Below are 15215 nucleotides of genomic sequence, written 5' to 3' on the forward strand. Positions count from 1 at the left end.
AGCGTCATGCGCTCAGTCTGCCCGCTCCCGCCCGTCGTCGCGAGAAGCGCAGCGCGCCGTCGTCGATCCGGCCGTGCCGCAGCTTGACGACGTCGTGCGCGTAGCTCATGCCCAGCGTCCACGGCGCCCGCGACCCGGCCTTCGGGAACTCGTCGATCGACCGCAGCACGTACCCCGCGTCGAAGTCGAGCAGCGGCCGCTCGGTGACCGCCGGATCGTCGTTGACCGGCACGCACTGGTCGTACCCGTGGCGGTCGAGGTGGCGCAGCAGCCGGACGACGTACTCGCCGACGAGGTCGGCCTTGAGCGTCCACGACGCGTTCGTGTAGCCGATCGTGAACGCGAAGTTCGGCACGCCGCTGAGCATCATTCCCTTGTACGCCATGGTTTCCGGCAGCTTGACCGGGTCGCCGTCGACGACCAGGTCGATGCCGCCGAAGGCCAGCAGCCGCAGCCCGGTGGCCGTGACGACGACGTCCGCGGGCAGCTCGTCGCCCGATTCGAGGCGGATCCCGGTCTCGGTGAACGACGCGATCCGGTCGGTGACGATCGACGCGTCGCCGTGGCGGATCGAGCGGAACAGGTCGCCGTCCGGCACCAGGCACAGCCGCTGGTCCCACGGCTGGTAGCGCGGCTTGAAGTGCGTGTCGACGGCGTACCCCGGCGGCAGCTGCTTCATCGCGGCCCTGCGGATCATCGCCTTGACCACGCCCGGGCGGCGCCGGCTCAGCTGGTAGATCAGCGTGCTCACGGCGACGTTCTTCCAGCGCGCGATCGGGTACGCCAGCCGCGCGCCGAGCAGTCCGCGCAGCCGGTTGGCCAGCGCGTCCTCCGAGGGCAGCGACAGGATGTAGGTGGGGGAGCGCTGCAGCATCGTCACGTGCTCGGCGCGGTCGGTCATGGCCGGGACGAGCGTCACCGCCGTCGCGCCGCTGCCGATCACGACGACCTTCTTGCCGGTGTAGTCCAAGTCCGCGGGCCAGTGCTGCGGGTGCACGACCGTGCCGCCGAAGTTCTCGATGCCCGGGAACTCCGGTGTGTGGCCGCCCGCGTAGTCGTAGTAGCCGCTGCACAGGTAGAGGAACTTCGCGGTGAACCGGACGGGCTCGCCGTCGTGCGCCGCCTCGACCGTCCACAAAGCGTCCTCTGTGGACCATTCGGCGCGGACCACCTGGTGCCCGAACCGGATCTGCCGGTCGATACCCGCCTCGGCGGCGGTGTCGCGGACGTACGCCAGGATCGACGGGCCGTCGGCGATGGCCGTCTCGCTGGTCCACGGCCGGAACCGGTAGCCGAGGGTCTGCATGTCCGAATCGGACCGGACGCCCGGGTAGCGGAACAGGTCCCAGGTGCCGCCGATGGCGTCGCGGGCTTCGAGGATCGCGTACGTCTTGCGCGGGAACGCCGTCCGCAGGTGGTGGGCGGCGCCGACGCCGGACAGCCCGGCGCCGACGATCAGGACCTCGACGTGCTCGGTCATCGCACGGCCTCCGTCCGCCGCGGACGCTTCAGCAGGCGCGTGAGCACGGCGTTGTAGTGGGTGGGGGTGACGCGGGCGAGCGCGTCGAACAGGTAGGCGTCCGGACCGACGAGGATCCGGGCCTTGCCGCGGTCGACGCCGGTGTGGATGATCGCCGCCGCCTTGTCCGGCGACGTCATCGTCATGGCCTCGAACTGCGCGGCCATCTCCTCGCGCGAGCGGCCCAGCCCGGTGGGGTCGCGGCGGACCCGGGCGTTGCGGGCGATGTTCGTCGTGATGCCGCCCGGGTGCACGGTGATCGCGCGGACCGCGCTGCCGGCCAGCTCCTGCCGCAGCGACTCGGTGAAGCCGCGGACGGCGAACTTCGCCGCGCAGTAGGCGCTCTGGTACGGCATCCCGAGCAGGCCGAACACGCTCGAGGTGTTGACGATCGCGCCTTCGCCCTGCTCGGCGAGGATCGGCAGGAACGCCCGCGTCCCGTGCACCACGCCGCGGAAGTTGATGTCGTGCAGCCAGTCGTCGTCCTCGGGCACGGCGTCGAGCACGCTCGAGGTGACCGCGACACCGGCGTTGTTGAAGACCGCGGCCAGCGGCGCCGGGAGCCACTCACGCACCTCGTCGGCGAACCGGAGCTGGTCCGCGGCGTCGCGGACGTCGAGCACGCGCGTGAGGACACGGCCGTGCAGCGCCGCGGCAGTGGCTTTCAAGCCGTCTTCGTCGACGTCGGCGAGGGCGACCGGCGCGCCGAGGCGGGACAACCGGGTGGCCAGTGCCCGGCCGATGCCGGACGCCGCGCCGGTGATCACCACCGGACGGCCGGTAATGCTACGGGGCCGTGACATCGCTGCTTCTCGCGTGGTCGCCGATGAGGTCGAGCAGCACCGGCCACGCGCCCGCGGGCAGGTCGTGGCCCATGCCGGGAACGGTTTCGAGGCGGGCGCCGCGGATCGCGCGGGCCGTGGCGGCGCCACCGGTGGGATGGACCATCCGGTCGCGGTCGCCGTGGATCACCAGCGTGGGCGCGGTGATCTTCTTCAGCCACGCCGTCCGGTTGCCGGACTTGAGGATCGCGCCGAGCTGACGGCCCACGCCGCCCGCCGTCGGATCGCGGTCCCAGCCCGCCCCGGCCTTCTCCCGCACCCACGCTTCGTCGAAGGGGAAGCCGTGCGAGCTGATGTGGCGGAACATCTTCACGGCGCTTTCGACGGCTTCGTCGCGGGACTTCGGCGGCTTCGCGCCCATCAGCCGCAACGTCGAGAGCGCCGGGCGGCCGATGAGCCGGGACCCGGTCGTCGACATGATCGACGTCAGGGTCCGGACGCGCGCCGGGTGCAGCGCCGCCACGGTCTGGGAGATCATGCCGCCCATGGACACGCCCGCGATGTGGGCGGTCTCGACGTCGAGGGCGTCGAGCAGGCCCACGGTGTCGGCGGCCAGGTCCTTGAGGTCGTACTGCTCCGGCGGGAAGCGGCCGGCGACCATCGCGGGCAGGCTCGACGGCCGGAAGCGCGGGTGCGTCGAGCGCCCGGCGTCGCGGTTGTCGAACCGGACGACCTCGAAGCCGCGGTCGGCGAGCTGCGCGCAGAACGCGTCCGGCCAGCTGTGCAGCTGCTGGCCCAGCCCGGCGACGAGCAGCAGCGGGTCGGCGCCGCGGTCCCCGATCCGTTCGTAGGACAGGGAAATCCCCCGGCCGGTGTCGGCGATCTCTTCGGTCACGAATCCCCTCCGGTGCTCCGGCGGCGCACGATCACGCGGCCGCCCTTGGCGGGGGCGTAGGCGACGCCCCGCGAGTGCCGGCGTTCGCCGGCTTCGGTCGTCGGCTCGAGCGTGAAGTCCCGCAGCAACGTCCGCAGCACGACGGTCAGCTCCATGGTCGCGAAGGCGGCGCCGAGGCAGCGGCGCGTGCCGCCGCCGAACGGGATCCACTGGTAGAGGTCCGGGCGCGCGCCTTCGAAGCGATGCGGATCGAAGGTGGCCGCGTGCGGGAACACCGCGTCGTCGTCGTGGATCAGGGCGATGCTGACGAGGACCGCGTACCCCTTCGGCAGCGTCCAGCGGCCGAGCCGGAAGCCGTCCTGCTTGACCTGCCGGGCGGTGAGGTCGATGACCGGGCGGGTGCGCTGCACCTCGAGGATCGTGGCGTCGAGGAGCTTCCCGTCGTCGTTCGCGAGTTCGTCGAGCAGCGCGGGGTGACGGCGGAGGCGTTCGACCGCCCAGGCCAGCGTCGTCGCCGTCGTTTCGTGCCCGGCGGTGAGGAGGGTGAGGAGCTGGTCGGAGATCTCGTCGCGGCTGAGGCCGGACCCGTCGTCGTAGCGGGTCTGCAGCATCATCGCGAGGACGTCGTCGCCGTCGGGGCGGGCCTTGGCGATCAGGCGGTCGACGATCGCGTCGTACCGGCGGCGCATCTTTTCGAAGCGGCGCCAGGGGTTGAAACGGCCCTTCTTGGAGATCGGCGCGACGGCCAGCCGGGAGCCGAGGGTGACGAACGGCGGGAGCAGCTCGCGCAGCTCGGCGAACTCGGCCCCCTCGGCGCCGAACACCGCGCGGAGGATGGCGTTGAGCGTGATCCGCATCATCGACGGTAGGGTCGCGAACGCTCTTCCGTCCGGCCAGCTCACCAGCTCACGGACCGTTTCCTCTTCGACGATCTTCTCGTAGGCCGCGAGGCGGCGGCCGTGGAAGGGCGGGACGAGGAGCTTGCGCTGCCTTCTGTGGTCGTCGCCGGACAACGCGAACATCGAGTGGGGGCCGAGCACCCGGCCCAGGTTGACCTCGAGGTTGTCGACGAGGTCCGGCCCGGAGGTGAACAGCTGCTTGATCTCGCCCGGGTCGCTGATCACGACGGCGCGGCCGAAGATCGGGACGTTCACGGTGAAGGCGTCGCCGTAGCGCTCTTTCAGCCGCCGCATGCCCCGCAGCGGGAACGTCAATGCGTAGGCGCCTTGAACGGCGCGGGGTGCGGTCGGCCCCGGCGGCAGCGTCGCCGCGGTGGTCATGGTCGTCATCGACCCTCCCGGAAGGTGGTACGCGAGCGTACCGTCGGTATGGTACGCCGGTGTACCATCGACGTTCAAGAGGAGGGGGTTGTAGCGTGACTTCCGTGGACGTCGACACCCGCCGGTTCCGGCAGCGGCTGCTGGACGGACTGGCGGCGTCGATCACCGAGAGCGGGTTCCGCGACACGACGGTCGCCGACGTCGTCCGCCGAGCCCGCACGTCCCGCCGGACGTTCTACGAACACTTCTCCAGCCGCGAAGAGTGCCTGATCGCGCTGCTGGCGGAGGCGAACCGCGCGATGATCCAGCAGATCTCCGACGCCGTCGACCCGCGCGCGCCGTGGGCCCTTCAGGTGCGCCAGGCGATCGAGGCGTGGATCGCCTGCGCGGAGTCCGAGCCGGCGATCACGCTGAGCTGGATCCGCGACGTCCCGGCACTGGGTGCCCAGGCCCGCGACCTCCAGCGCGACGCGATGGAGGGCTTCATCGCGATGACCCAGCGCCTGACGGACACGCCCGCGTTGCGCGCGGCGGGGATCAGCCCGCCGTCCCGCCAGCTGGCGATCATGCTCCTGGGCGGCTTGCGAGAGCTGATCGCGACCACGGTGGAGGACGGCGGGCGAGCCGAGGACGTGACGGAGGTGGCCGTGCGGGCGTCGATCGCGTTGCTCGGCCCGGCCTGAGTCCGCTCGCCGGTCAGGCGGTCACGGCGGGCCGGAGCACTTCCCGGCACCACGTCCGGAAGCTGGTCGACGCGACCGCCGCGGTCGCCCAATCCGCGTCGTAGACGCCCTCGTCCTGGGCGGCGAGCATCGCGACCGCGTCCTCGACCATCCGGTCGCTCGCTCCGCGGGCCCGGCGCAGCGAGGCGAAGTCGGCCAAGGCGACGCGGCGGTACCCGATTGGCCGCCCGAGCTCTTCGCTCATCACCTCGGCCATGCCGTCGGGGGTGAGCCGGTCGGGACCGAACACCGGGACGTCCTCCTGCCCGGTCCAGGCGAGGTCGCTCAGCAGGCCGGCGGCGGTGGCGGCGACGTCGCGGGTCGCGATCGAGGCGAGTGGCCGGTCTCCGGCGCAGGTCAGCGAGAACACGCCCGCCTCACGGATCGCGTCGAGCTGGCCGAGCAGGTTCTCCATGTAGAAGGGCGGGGACACCGCCCGGTAGGCCGCGCCCGATTTCTCGAATTCGGCGTCCATCGCGAAGGCCGCGGAGAGGACGCCCGCCGGGCGGCCCCAGCCGTGCCCGGCACTGCTCACGCTGACGACGTGGCCGACGCCGTGACGGCGGACGGCCGCGGCGCCGGCCCGGGCGAAGCCGACGTAGTGCCCTTCGGCGCTGGGCGCGGCGGCGTTGGGCGGGACGAGCCAGAACAGCGCGTCGGCCCCGGGCAGTGCGGCGTCGAGCGCGGCCGGATCGTCGTGGGTGCCGGTCACGACGTCGATCCGCTCGCGGACGTCGTCGTCCAGGCGGCCGGCGTCCCGGGCGATGACTCGGACCTTGCGGTTGCGGGCGAGCAGCTCGCGGACGAGCCGGTTGCCGATCTGCCCGGTCGGGGTGGTTACGACGATCATGGAACCCTCCTAAGATGAACCTGAACTCCGGTTCCGGATATAGCGCGCATCCTCGGGCCGTCAAGTAGGCTGGGCCGACCATGACCGCTTCTTCCCGCTCGCTGCGCGCCGACGCCCGGCGCAACCGCGATGCCATCCTCGACGCCGCCGGCGAACTGTTCGCCCGGCGAGGCGATGCCGTGCAGATGGACGAGATCGCCGACCGGGCCGGGCTGGGTGTCGGAACCCTGTACCGGCACTTCGCCGACAAGAAGGCGCTGCGCGCGGCGATCATCGGCCGCCGGTTCGAGGAGATGACCGTCCTCGCCCAAGCCGCCGAGGGGGCCGAAGACCCGTGGGTGGCGTTCGAGTCGCTGCTCCACGGCTACCTGGAGGCCGCGGAACCCGACGCCGCTTTCCGCTTCGCGCTCCTGGGTCCCGAGGAACCGGACTGGGGCGACATCGAAAGCCAGAAGACGGCGTTCTCGGCGATCGTCGAGCGCATCGTGCGGCGCGCGATCGAGGCCGGCCGGCTCCGCGCGGACTTCCGCCCCGGAGACTTCATCCTCATCACCCGGGGGGCGATGGCCAACATGACCGGCGCCGGCCAGTGGCGCCGGTTCGTCGACCTCCAGCTCGAGGGAATCCGCGCCACCGGGCGCTGAGCACGCGACGAGGGCGCGGCACCCGATGCCGCGCCCTCGTCGCTTCTGCCGATCAGGCGTCGAGGTCCTGGGCGATCAGCTCGGCCAGCGCGTCGACGGACTCCCGGGCCGCGTCGCCGTCGGCGGTCAGCTCCACCTCGTCCCCGTGGGCCGCGCCCAAGGTCATGAGACCCAGGACGCTGGCCGCGTCCACCGGATCACCGGCGACCCCGGACGTGATCTTGGCGATCCGGACCTTCGCGGGCTGACCGGCCGCCGTACGGGCGACCAGGCCGGCCGGGCGGGCGTGGAGCCCGACCGCGCTGGCGACTTGCGTGCGGCGTTGGTACACAGTGGACTCCTTCAGGCGTTGACGGGCCGGCCGGAAACGGCCGCGGAGCGTTCGGTCGCGCGGAAGCGCACCTGCTTCAACAGGATCACCGACCCGGCGGCGACGGCGGTGCCCACCACCAGTGCCAGCAGGAACAGCAGCGGGCTGCCGATCAGCGGGAGCACGAAGATCCCGCCGTGCGGGGCGCGCAGCGTCACGCCGAACGCCATCGACAGGGCGCCCGTGACCGCCGAGCCGAGCATGATCGACGGGATCACCCGGAACGGGTCCGCCGCCGCGAACGGGATCGCGCCCTCGGTGATGAACGACGCGCCGAGCAGCCACGCCGCGCGGCCGTTTTCGCGTTCGGCTTCGGTGAACAGCTTCTTCCGCACGGTGGACGCGAGCGCCAGCGCCAGCGGCGGCACCATCCCGGCCGCCATCACCGCGGCCATGATCTGCAGCGACGCCGTCGCGCCGGTGGTCAGGCCGCCGACCGCGAACGCGTACGCCGCCTTGTTGACCGGCCCGCCCATGTCGAACGCCATCATCAGGCCGAGCAGTGCGCCCAGCAGCAGCGCGCTGACGCCGCTGAGGCTGTTGAGCCAGTGCGTGAGACCCGACGTCGCGGCCGCGATCGGCTTGCCGACCACGACGTACATCAGCACACCGACCACGATGGACCCGAGCAGCGGGTAGACGACCACCGGCATGATCCCGCGCATCGCCTTCGGGACCTGGATCTTCTTGAGCGCCAGCACGACGCCGCCGGCCAGGAGACCCGCGACGAGGCCGCCGAGGAACCCGGCGTGGACGGTGACGGCGATCGCGCCGCCGACGAACCCGGGCGCGATCGCCGGGCGGTCGGCCATCGCGAAGGCGATGAACCCGGCCAGCACCGGCACCAGGAAGTCGAAGGCGGCGCTGCCGATCTGGAACATCAGCGCGGCCCAGCCGGCGACCGAACCCGCGTCGAAGTGCTCGGTGACCTTCGGCGCGTCGACGATCTGGTAGCCGCCCAAGGCGAAGCTCAACGCGATCAGCAACCCACCCGCGGCGACGAACGGGATGAGGTAGCTGACGCCGGTCATCAGCCACTGGCGGATCCGGGTGCCGGTCTTGTCGTTCGTACCGACCTTGCTCGTCAGTTCCGGAGCGGCCGGACCGGTGGGCACCGGTTCCCGTGCCGCGGCCTTCGCGCGTTCGAACAGCCCGGCGGCGTCGTTGATCGCGGCCTTGACCGGCGCTTCGACGATCGGCTTGCCGGCGAAGCGCTCCCGGCCCTGCACGGCCAGGTCCGCGGCGAAGATGACGGCGTCCGCGCTCGCGATGTCCTCTGTGGACAGTGGCTCGGACCCGGCCGATCCCTGCGTCTCGACGACGATCGTGTCGCCGTTGGCCTGCGCGGTCTGCTCCAGCGACTCGGCGGCCATGTACGTGTGCGCGATCCCGGTGGGACACGCGGTGATGGCGACGAACTTCATGGTCAGGACACCTCCTGGCGGATGTACTCGGCGACGGCTGCCGCGTCGGTCGCGTCGAGGAGGTGCTGCTTGAACTCCGCGCGGACGAGCCGGCGGGCGAGGGCGGCCAGGACCTTGAGGTGCTCGCTGCCGCCGCCTTCCGGTGCGGCGATGAGGAAGATCAGCTTCGCCGGGCCGTCCGGGGCGCCGAAGTCGACGCCCGCGGCGCTGCGGCCGAACGCCAGCGTCGGCGCGGTCACCGCGGCCGAGCGGCAGTGCGGGATGCCGATGCCGCCTTCGAGCCCGGTGGCCATCTGCTCTTCGCGGGCGGCGACGTCCTTGAGGAACAGGTCGAGGTCGGTCACCCGGCCGGCATCGACGAGCCGCTGCGCGAGCGCGCGGGTGGCGCCTTGCTTGTCGGCGGCGTCGAGGCCGAGGTCGACCAGGTCGGCGGTGATCAGGTCTGGGGTGGTCATGCGGCGGCTCCGCTGAGGGTGAGGGTGGGGTCGGCGTCGAGCACGCGCACCTGGTCCGGGTGCACGTCGTGCGGGGTGGGCATGCGGCTGCCCTCCTGCGTGACCGCGGCGGTGCCGTAGGCGACCGCGGTCCGCAGGGCTCGGGGGCCGGTCCCTCCCGCGTGGAGGAACCCGGCGAGTGCGGCGTCTCCGGCGCCGACGGTGCTGCGCACGGCGACCAGCGGGCCGAGCGCGTGGCAGGTTTCGGTCTCTTCGACGAGCACGGCGCCGCGCGCGCCGAGGCTGACCAGCACGCGGCCGACGCCACCGTCGAGGAGTTCCCGGCAGAACGCGACGACGTCGCCGAGCAGCGGCAGCGGTCGCCCGGCCAGCTCGATCAGCTCGTCGAGGTTCGGCTTGAGCAGGTCGGGCCCGCCCGCTGCCGCGGCGGCGAGCGGCGCGCCGGAGGAGTCGACGGCGACCTTCGCCCCGGCGTCGTGGGCCAGTTTCGTGAGCCGCGCGTAGAAATCGCCGGGTACGCCGGCGGGGAGGCTTCCGCAGCACACCAGCCATTCCGCGCGTGCGGCCAGCTCGACGGCGCGGCGTTCGAGCGTCGCGAGCTCGGCGGGGGAGATCTCCGGGCCGGGCTCGTTGATCTTCGTCGTGGTCCCGTCGGCTTCGACGAGCGTGATGTTGCTGCGGGTCGTCCCGGCGATCGGCACGGCGACGACCGGGACGCCTTCGGGTGCGAGCAGGTCGGCCAGTCGCTCGCCGACCAGGCCGCCGGCGGGCAGGAGCGCGACGGTCGGGGTGCCGGCGGCGGCCAGCGCACGGGCGACGTTGACGCCCTTGCCGCCGGGGTCGAGCCGCACGGCTTCGGCCCGGTTGACTTCGCCGCGGCGCAGCTCGGCCAGCCGGGCGGTCCGGTCGAGGCTCGGATTCGGGGTCACGGTGACGATCACGCCAGCACCACCTCCGGGCCCGCCTCTTCGAGTTCGGCCACGGCGCCGGCGTCGAGGCCGCTGTCGGTGACCAGGACGTCGATCTCGGCCAGCCGCGCGAACCGGCTGAGCTGGTCGGTGCCGTACTTGCTGTGGTCGGCCAGCAGCACCCGCCTGCGGGCGGCGGCGACCACGGCGGCCTTCACCGCGGACTCGGCCATGTCCGGCGTCGTGCAGCCGTGCTCGGCGGAAAAGCCGTTGGCGCCGAGGAAAGCGACGTCGACGAGCAGGCCGTCGAGGGCGTGCAGCGTCCAGGCTTCGACGGCGGCGAGCGTCGTCCCGCGCACGCGGCCGCCGAGGATGTGCAGCGTGACGCCCGGGCGGGTGGCCAGGATCGAGGCGACCGGGATCGAGTTGGTGATCACCGTCAGCTCGCGGTCGGCGGGCAGGAGCGTCGCGAGCCTGCTCGTCGTGGTGCCCGCGTCGAGCAGGATCGAGCCGCGGTCGGGCAGCAGGTCGAGCGCGGCCCGGGCGATCGCGTCCTTCTCGGCGGCGTTGGTCTGGTCCCGTTGCGCGACTTCGGGTTCGAAGTCGAGCCGCTCGACCGCGACGGCGCCGCCGTAGACGCGGCGGACGACGCCCTGGCGCTCGAGGACGCCGAGGTCGCGGCGGATGGTCTCGGGGGCGACACCGAGTTCGGTCGCGACGTCGTTGACGTCGACCCGGCCGTCGCGTCGTGCGCGCTGTGCCAGGAGCTGATGCCGTTCGGCGGCGTACATGCCCGTTCCTCTCCGATGTTTGCCCGTTGCAGTTTGATTGTGCCCGTTGTTACCGTACTGTCAATCCCCAGTTACGAGATCCTTTGCTCCCGGAGGTCCGCCATGCAGTTGTCCGGAGTCGGAGTCAGTCCCGGCCGGGTCGCCGGTCCGCACGTCGTCGTGGTCGCTGACCTGCGGGAACCGGATTCCACGCCGGTCTCGGGTGAGCTGTCCGCGGAAGCGGGCAAGATCGGGCCGGCCGCGGAATCGGTCGCCGCGGCGCTGTCCGATCGTGCCCGTTCCGTGTCCGGAGATGCCCGATCGGTCCTGGAGACGACGGCGGCGATGGCAGCAGACCCGGCCTTGCTCGCGTCCGCGGAGAAGCTCGTGCTCGAACGTTCCCTGTCCGCGCCGCGCGCGGTGTGGGACGCGGCGGGTGAATTCATGACGGCGTTGCGAGCGGCGGGCGGCTACCTGGCCGAGCGCGTCGCGGACGTCGCCGACGTCCGCGACCGGATAGTCGCGGCGTTGCTGGGACTGGCGCCGCCCGGTGTTCCGGACCTGACGGCGCCGAGCGTGCTGGTGGCGCGCGACCTCGCGCCCGCCGACACCGCCGGGCTCGACCCGGACCTCGTGCTCGCGCTGGTGACCGAGGAGGGCGGCCCGACGAGCCACACCGCGATCTTGGCCAGGGCACTGGGGATTCCCGCCGTCGTCGCGTGCGCCGGAGTCCTCGATCTGTCCGGACCCGGGCTCGTGGTCGACGGTTCCGCGGGCACGGTCTCGCCGGCCGACGGCCGCGTCGTGGCGCCCGCGCGGACGTCCCAACCGGTGTGGGACGGCGTCGGCAGGCTCGCCGACGGCCACCGCGTGAAGCTGCTCGCGAACGTCGGCTCGGCCTCGGACGCGGCCGCTGCTGCGTCGGCCGGGGCCGAGGGAGCCGGGCTGTTCCGGACGGAGTTCTGTTACCTGTCAGCGACTTCGGAGCCGACCGAGTCCGCGCAGCGAGCGGCCTACGCGGCGGTGCTGGCGCCGTTCGCCGGGAAGCCGGTCGTCGTCCGGACGCTGGACGCCGGTTCGGACAAGCCGCTCGCGTTCCTCCCGGTGGGCGCGGAACCGAACCCCGCGCTGGGCGTCCGCGGGCTGCGGATCGCGGTCGACCGGCCGGACCTGCTGGACCGCCAGCTGGCGGCGATCACCGCGGCGGCGGCCGACACGGGCGTCGAGCTGTCGGTGATGGCCCCGATGGTCGCGACGGCGGCGGAGGCGGCGTGGTTCGCCTCGCGGGCACGTGCGGCGGGGATCGCCCGCGTGGGCGTGATGATCGAGATCCCGGCGGCGGCGCTGTGCGCGGCGGAGATCCTCGCCGAGGTCGACTTCGTGTCGCTGGGCACGAACGACCTGGCGCAGTACGTCTTCGCGGCGGACCGCCAGCTCGGCGCGGTGGCCGCGTTGAACGACCCGCACCAGCCGGCGTTGCTGCGGCTGGTGGGCCTGGTCGCGGAAGCCGGTGCGGCGGCGGGGAAGCCGGTGGGGGTGTGCGGTGAAGCGGCGGCGGATCCGGCGTTGGCGCCGGTGCTGGTGGGGCTGGGCGTCACGTCGTTGTCGATGAACGCGGTGGCGCTGGCGGGCGTGGGCGCGGCGTTGCGCGCGGTCGACTTCGCCGAAGCCTGCTCGCGGTCTCAAATTGCGACTGCCGGGCGTCGGCGGCGGTCCTAGCGTCGAGGACGGCCGTGCTCGATTACGGGAGCCGGGCGGCCGATGGAGGCGACGATGAAGGCGCTGGTTTACCACGGTCCGGGTGCGAAGGCTTGGGAAGACGTCCCGGACGCCGCCGTCCAGGAGCCGACCGACGTGGTCGTGCGCGTCGACACCACCACGATCTGCGGCACCGACCTGCACATCCTGCAGGGCGATGTCGCCGCGGTCACCGACGGCCGGATCCTCGGCCACGAAGCGGTCGGCACGGTGACCGCGGTCGGGGACGCGGTCCGGGCGTTCGCGGCGGGGGAACGGGTGCTCGTCCCGGCCATCACCCAGTGCGGGCGGTGCGAGTACTGCGGGCGCGGGATGCCGTCGCACTGCCAGACGGTCGGCGGGATCGGCTGGATCTTCGGCCACCTCATCGACGGCACCCAGGCCGAACTGGTGCGCGTACCGTTCGCGGACACGTCGCTGCACGCGGTCCCGGACGGCGTCACGAACGAGCAGGCGATCTTCCTGGCCGACTCCTTGCCGACCGGGTACGAGGTCGGCGTCCTGGCCGGCCGCGTCCGCCCCGGCGACACGGTGGCGGTGGTCGGCGCCGGCGCGGTCGGGCTCGCGGCGATCCTGACCACGGGCCTGTGGGGCGCGTCGAAGGTGATCGCGGTGGACTCCAACAAGTTCCGCCTGGAGAAGGCCCTGGAGTTCGGCGCGACGGACGCGTTCGAAGCGGGCCCCGACACCCGCTCGGACGTCCTCGGCCTGACCGACGGCCTCGGCGTGGACGTCGCGATCGAAGCGGTCGGCTACCCCGAGACCCTGCGGACGGCGGCGTCGCTGGTCCGCCCCGGCGGCCGCATCGCGAACATCGGCGTGCACGGCGTGCCGGTCGAGCTGCCGATGCAGGAGATGTGGATCCAGAACCTGACGCTGACGATGGGCCTGGTGGACACGGTCTCGATCCCGACCCTGCTGAAGATGGTCGCGTCCGGCCGCATCCCGGCCGAGCGCATGGGCACCCACCGGTTCACGTTCGCGCAGCTGGAGGAGGCGTACGACGTCTTCGCCAACGCGGCCGCGAACTCGGCGCTGAAAGTGGTCATCACGCCTTAGGTGACGGTCGGATCCCCGAGCCCGAGCTCGGGCGGGCGCCCCCGCCGGTTGACGACGACGGCCGCGGACCTTACGGGCGAGGCGGAAACCCCGGGGCGTGACATCTCGAGCCGCAGCACGCGGGCGCCGGTGACGTCGAGGTCGATCGTCGCCGGCTTCCCGACCGCGACGGCGTGCTCGGACCGGGGCTTACCGTCGAGCAGCACGCGGAAGTGGCCGACTTGGAAGGGATCCCGGGCATCGTCGAGCACCCCGGCGACGGTGGTGAACCGCTGGTAGTGACCGCCGAGGTCCAGTTCGACGAAGCCCGGCCCGGTGGCGGTGGGCGTGGTGGGCCGCAGGACGATGCTGTGTTCGTACCGCACGTCGTCGATCGACGCCGCGCCGCGGCGCACCCCTTGGCTGGCGCACGTCCACGGCAGCTCGGCGGCGAGCACCGGCCGCGGTTCCCGTGCACCGCCGAGCCAGACCCCGCGGCGGGGCATCGGATACTGTCCCTGTCCGGTGATCGCGGCGAGGAGATCGGCGACGCCGGCCTCGGTGAACTCGCCGACGTGGTACCTGGCCGTCGAATGCGCATTGAGGAACGCCGGGATCTCGTCGATCGAGCGGCCGGGCAGGACGACGGGGAGGACCCGTTCAGTTTCGCGGCGCAGGTCCCGGGTCAGGTTGTCGCGGATGATCGCGGCTTCGAACTGGGAACCCCGGCCCTCGTGGGGCATCGCCGTGCCGTCAGCACGGCGTTTGTACTCGGCAGAAGCGATGACCAGGATGAAGTCCGCTTCGCTCAAGTGCTGGGTGGCCCACAGGGACCAGTCACGACGGACGTTGTCGTACCACGAGTCGAGGTGCACGTCCAAGCCGATGACGCCGCGCAGGAACGTCGCGAACTTTTCCACTTGAGCCTTGTGTTCGGGCGTGTCGTGCGCGTAGGTGACGAACACCCGGGGTACCTCGCGGTCGGACATCGGTCGCTCCTCGGGATCGGTCGGTGATTCACCGATCCGGGAGATCGGTATTCCGGAAACACTACGCGTGTGTAGCCGTGGCTTCTGTATTTGTCAAGGTGTCATTCGCGCCGTAACTTCGGGCGTGGCCAGTTATTGTCCTGTATCTGTCAGGTTTCCCACCTTCTACGTTGACGTCAAGCGGATCTAGGATGACATCCGCCTGGTGGGGAGCGGTGAAGGAGCGTCGGCACGCGTGTACGAGTTTGACGTGTTCATCAGCTACCGGCGCACCGCGAGCGACATAACGGAATGGATTCGCCACCATTTCCATCCACGTCTGTCGGAAGTGCTCGACAACAACCGCTACGAGGACGCGAAGATTTTCTTCGACGACCGGATGCGCACCGGGTCGAGCTGGCCGGGGGAACTGCGGTCGGTGCTGCAGCACTCCCGTGTGCTGGTTCCGGTCTGCTCCCCGAAATACTTCCGGGACGAACTGTGCCTGGCCGAGTGGTATTCGATGGCGGAGCGGGAGGCGCTCGGCACCGGGCCCCGGCGGCAGCTGATCTACCCGGTGATCTTCTGCGACTCCAAGAACTTTCCCGGCTGGGCGCACGAGCGGCGCATGCGCGACCTGCAGGAGTGGAACCACCCCTTCGAGCACTTCCAGACCGCGCCCGCCTACCTCGACTTCAACCAGGAGATCAAGCGGATCGCCGGGGAACTGGAGGACCTCATCGAACGGGCGCCCGAGTGGCGCGACGACTGGCCGGTGCGGACGCCGGCCCCCGAACCGCCGAAGCGGGCGCGGATGCCGAGGTTCTGACGG

At 71.9% G+C, this 15215-nt stretch carries 16 protein-coding genes; 5 read left to right on the forward strand and 11 right to left on the reverse strand.

Going from position 1 to position 15215, the window contains the following annotated elements; genetic code table 11:
* Positions 1-4: 4 nt before the first annotated feature.
* The 4 genes from OG738_RS33235 to OG738_RS33250 are packed head-to-tail and all read right to left on the reverse strand — an operon-like array spanning position 5 to position 4485.
* Positions 5-1480: a flavin-containing monooxygenase gene (locus OG738_RS33235; RefSeq protein ID WP_329047009.1), complete on the reverse strand. Its 1476-nt coding sequence runs from the start codon at positions 1478-1480 to the stop codon at positions 5-7.
* The gene (locus tag OG738_RS33240) at positions 1477-2322 is read right to left on the reverse strand and encodes an SDR family NAD(P)-dependent oxidoreductase (protein WP_329047011.1); all 846 of its coding nucleotides are present in this window, start codon (positions 2320-2322) and stop codon (positions 1477-1479) included. Before OG738_RS33240 ends, OG738_RS33235 begins: the two co-directional genes overlap by 4 nt.
* Complete coding sequence (locus OG738_RS33245; RefSeq protein ID WP_329047013.1) at positions 2306-3196, reverse strand: alpha/beta fold hydrolase; 891 nt, start codon at positions 3194-3196, stop codon at positions 2306-2308. Before OG738_RS33245 ends, OG738_RS33240 begins: the two co-directional genes overlap by 17 nt.
* Positions 3193-4485, reverse strand: coding sequence for a cytochrome P450 (locus OG738_RS33250; protein WP_329047017.1), 1293 nt, complete (start codon positions 4483-4485; stop codon positions 3193-3195). The genes OG738_RS33245 and OG738_RS33250 overlap by 4 nt, the downstream gene beginning before the upstream one ends.
* Positions 4486-4571: 86 nt before the next feature.
* Between OG738_RS33250 and OG738_RS33255 the strand changes: the two genes are divergently transcribed.
* Complete coding sequence (locus OG738_RS33255; RefSeq protein ID WP_329047019.1) at positions 4572-5159, forward strand: TetR/AcrR family transcriptional regulator; 588 nt, start codon at positions 4572-4574, stop codon at positions 5157-5159.
* Positions 5160-5172: 13 nt separating this feature from the next.
* Here the strand turns inward: OG738_RS33255 and OG738_RS33260 are convergent, their stop codons facing one another.
* On the reverse strand, positions 5173-6048 hold the full coding sequence (locus OG738_RS33260) for an NAD(P)H-binding protein (RefSeq protein ID WP_329047020.1): 876 nt from the start codon (positions 6046-6048) through the stop codon (positions 5173-5175).
* Between the two features lie 80 nt (positions 6049-6128).
* Between OG738_RS33260 and OG738_RS33265 the strand changes: the two genes are divergently transcribed.
* The gene (locus OG738_RS33265) at positions 6129-6692 is read left to right on the forward strand and encodes a TetR/AcrR family transcriptional regulator (RefSeq protein ID WP_329047022.1); all 564 of its coding nucleotides are present in this window, start codon (positions 6129-6131) and stop codon (positions 6690-6692) included.
* A 52-nt stretch (positions 6693-6744) separates the two neighbouring features.
* Here the strand turns inward: OG738_RS33265 and OG738_RS33270 are convergent, their stop codons facing one another.
* The 5 genes from OG738_RS33270 to OG738_RS33290 are packed head-to-tail and all read right to left on the reverse strand — an operon-like array spanning position 6745 to position 10640.
* A complete protein-coding gene (locus tag OG738_RS33270; RefSeq protein ID WP_329047024.1) occupies positions 6745-7023 on the reverse strand; it encodes an HPr family phosphocarrier protein in 279 nt (92 codons plus the stop codon).
* A gap of 11 nt (positions 7024-7034) precedes the next feature.
* Entirely contained in the window at positions 7035-8486 is a 1452-nt protein-coding gene (locus OG738_RS33275) for a PTS fructose transporter subunit IIC (RefSeq protein ID WP_329047026.1), read from the reverse strand.
* A gap of 2 nt (positions 8487-8488) precedes the next feature.
* Positions 8489-8941, reverse strand: a complete 453-nt coding sequence (locus OG738_RS33280) for a PTS sugar transporter subunit IIA (RefSeq protein ID WP_329047028.1) — start codon at positions 8939-8941, stop codon at positions 8489-8491.
* Positions 8938-9882: a 1-phosphofructokinase gene (gene pfkB / locus OG738_RS33285; RefSeq protein WP_329047030.1), complete on the reverse strand. Its 945-nt coding sequence runs from the start codon at positions 9880-9882 to the stop codon at positions 8938-8940. Before pfkB ends, OG738_RS33280 begins: the two co-directional genes overlap by 4 nt.
* Positions 9879-10640, reverse strand: coding sequence for a DeoR/GlpR family DNA-binding transcription regulator (locus tag OG738_RS33290; RefSeq protein ID WP_329047032.1), 762 nt, complete (start codon positions 10638-10640; stop codon positions 9879-9881). The genes pfkB and OG738_RS33290 overlap by 4 nt, the downstream gene beginning before the upstream one ends.
* A gap of 102 nt (positions 10641-10742) precedes the next feature.
* On the opposite strand from OG738_RS33290, the gene OG738_RS33295 reads away from it, so the two are divergent.
* A complete protein-coding gene (locus tag OG738_RS33295) occupies positions 10743-12338 on the forward strand; it encodes a putative PEP-binding protein (RefSeq protein ID WP_329047034.1) in 1596 nt (531 codons plus the stop codon).
* Between the two features lie 54 nt (positions 12339-12392).
* Positions 12393-13436 (forward strand): zinc-binding dehydrogenase, encoded by a 1044-nt coding sequence (locus OG738_RS33300; protein ID WP_329047036.1) that lies wholly within the window; start codon positions 12393-12395, stop codon positions 13434-13436.
* Here the strand turns inward: OG738_RS33300 and OG738_RS33305 are convergent.
* On the reverse strand, positions 13433-14404 hold the full coding sequence (locus OG738_RS33305; RefSeq protein WP_329047038.1) for an SEFIR domain-containing protein: 972 nt from the start codon (positions 14402-14404) through the stop codon (positions 13433-13435). The genes OG738_RS33300 and OG738_RS33305 overlap by 4 nt on opposite strands.
* Before the next feature lie 235 nt (positions 14405-14639).
* Between OG738_RS33305 and OG738_RS33310 the strand changes: the two genes are divergently transcribed.
* Positions 14640-15212 (forward strand): TIR domain-containing protein, encoded by a 573-nt coding sequence (locus tag OG738_RS33310; RefSeq protein ID WP_329047040.1) that lies wholly within the window; start codon positions 14640-14642, stop codon positions 15210-15212.
* Positions 15213-15215: the final 3 nt, after the last annotated feature.

It is taken from the genome of Amycolatopsis sp. NBC_01488, from assembly GCF_036227105.1.
Lineage (GTDB): Bacteria > Actinomycetota > Actinomycetes > Mycobacteriales > Pseudonocardiaceae > Amycolatopsis.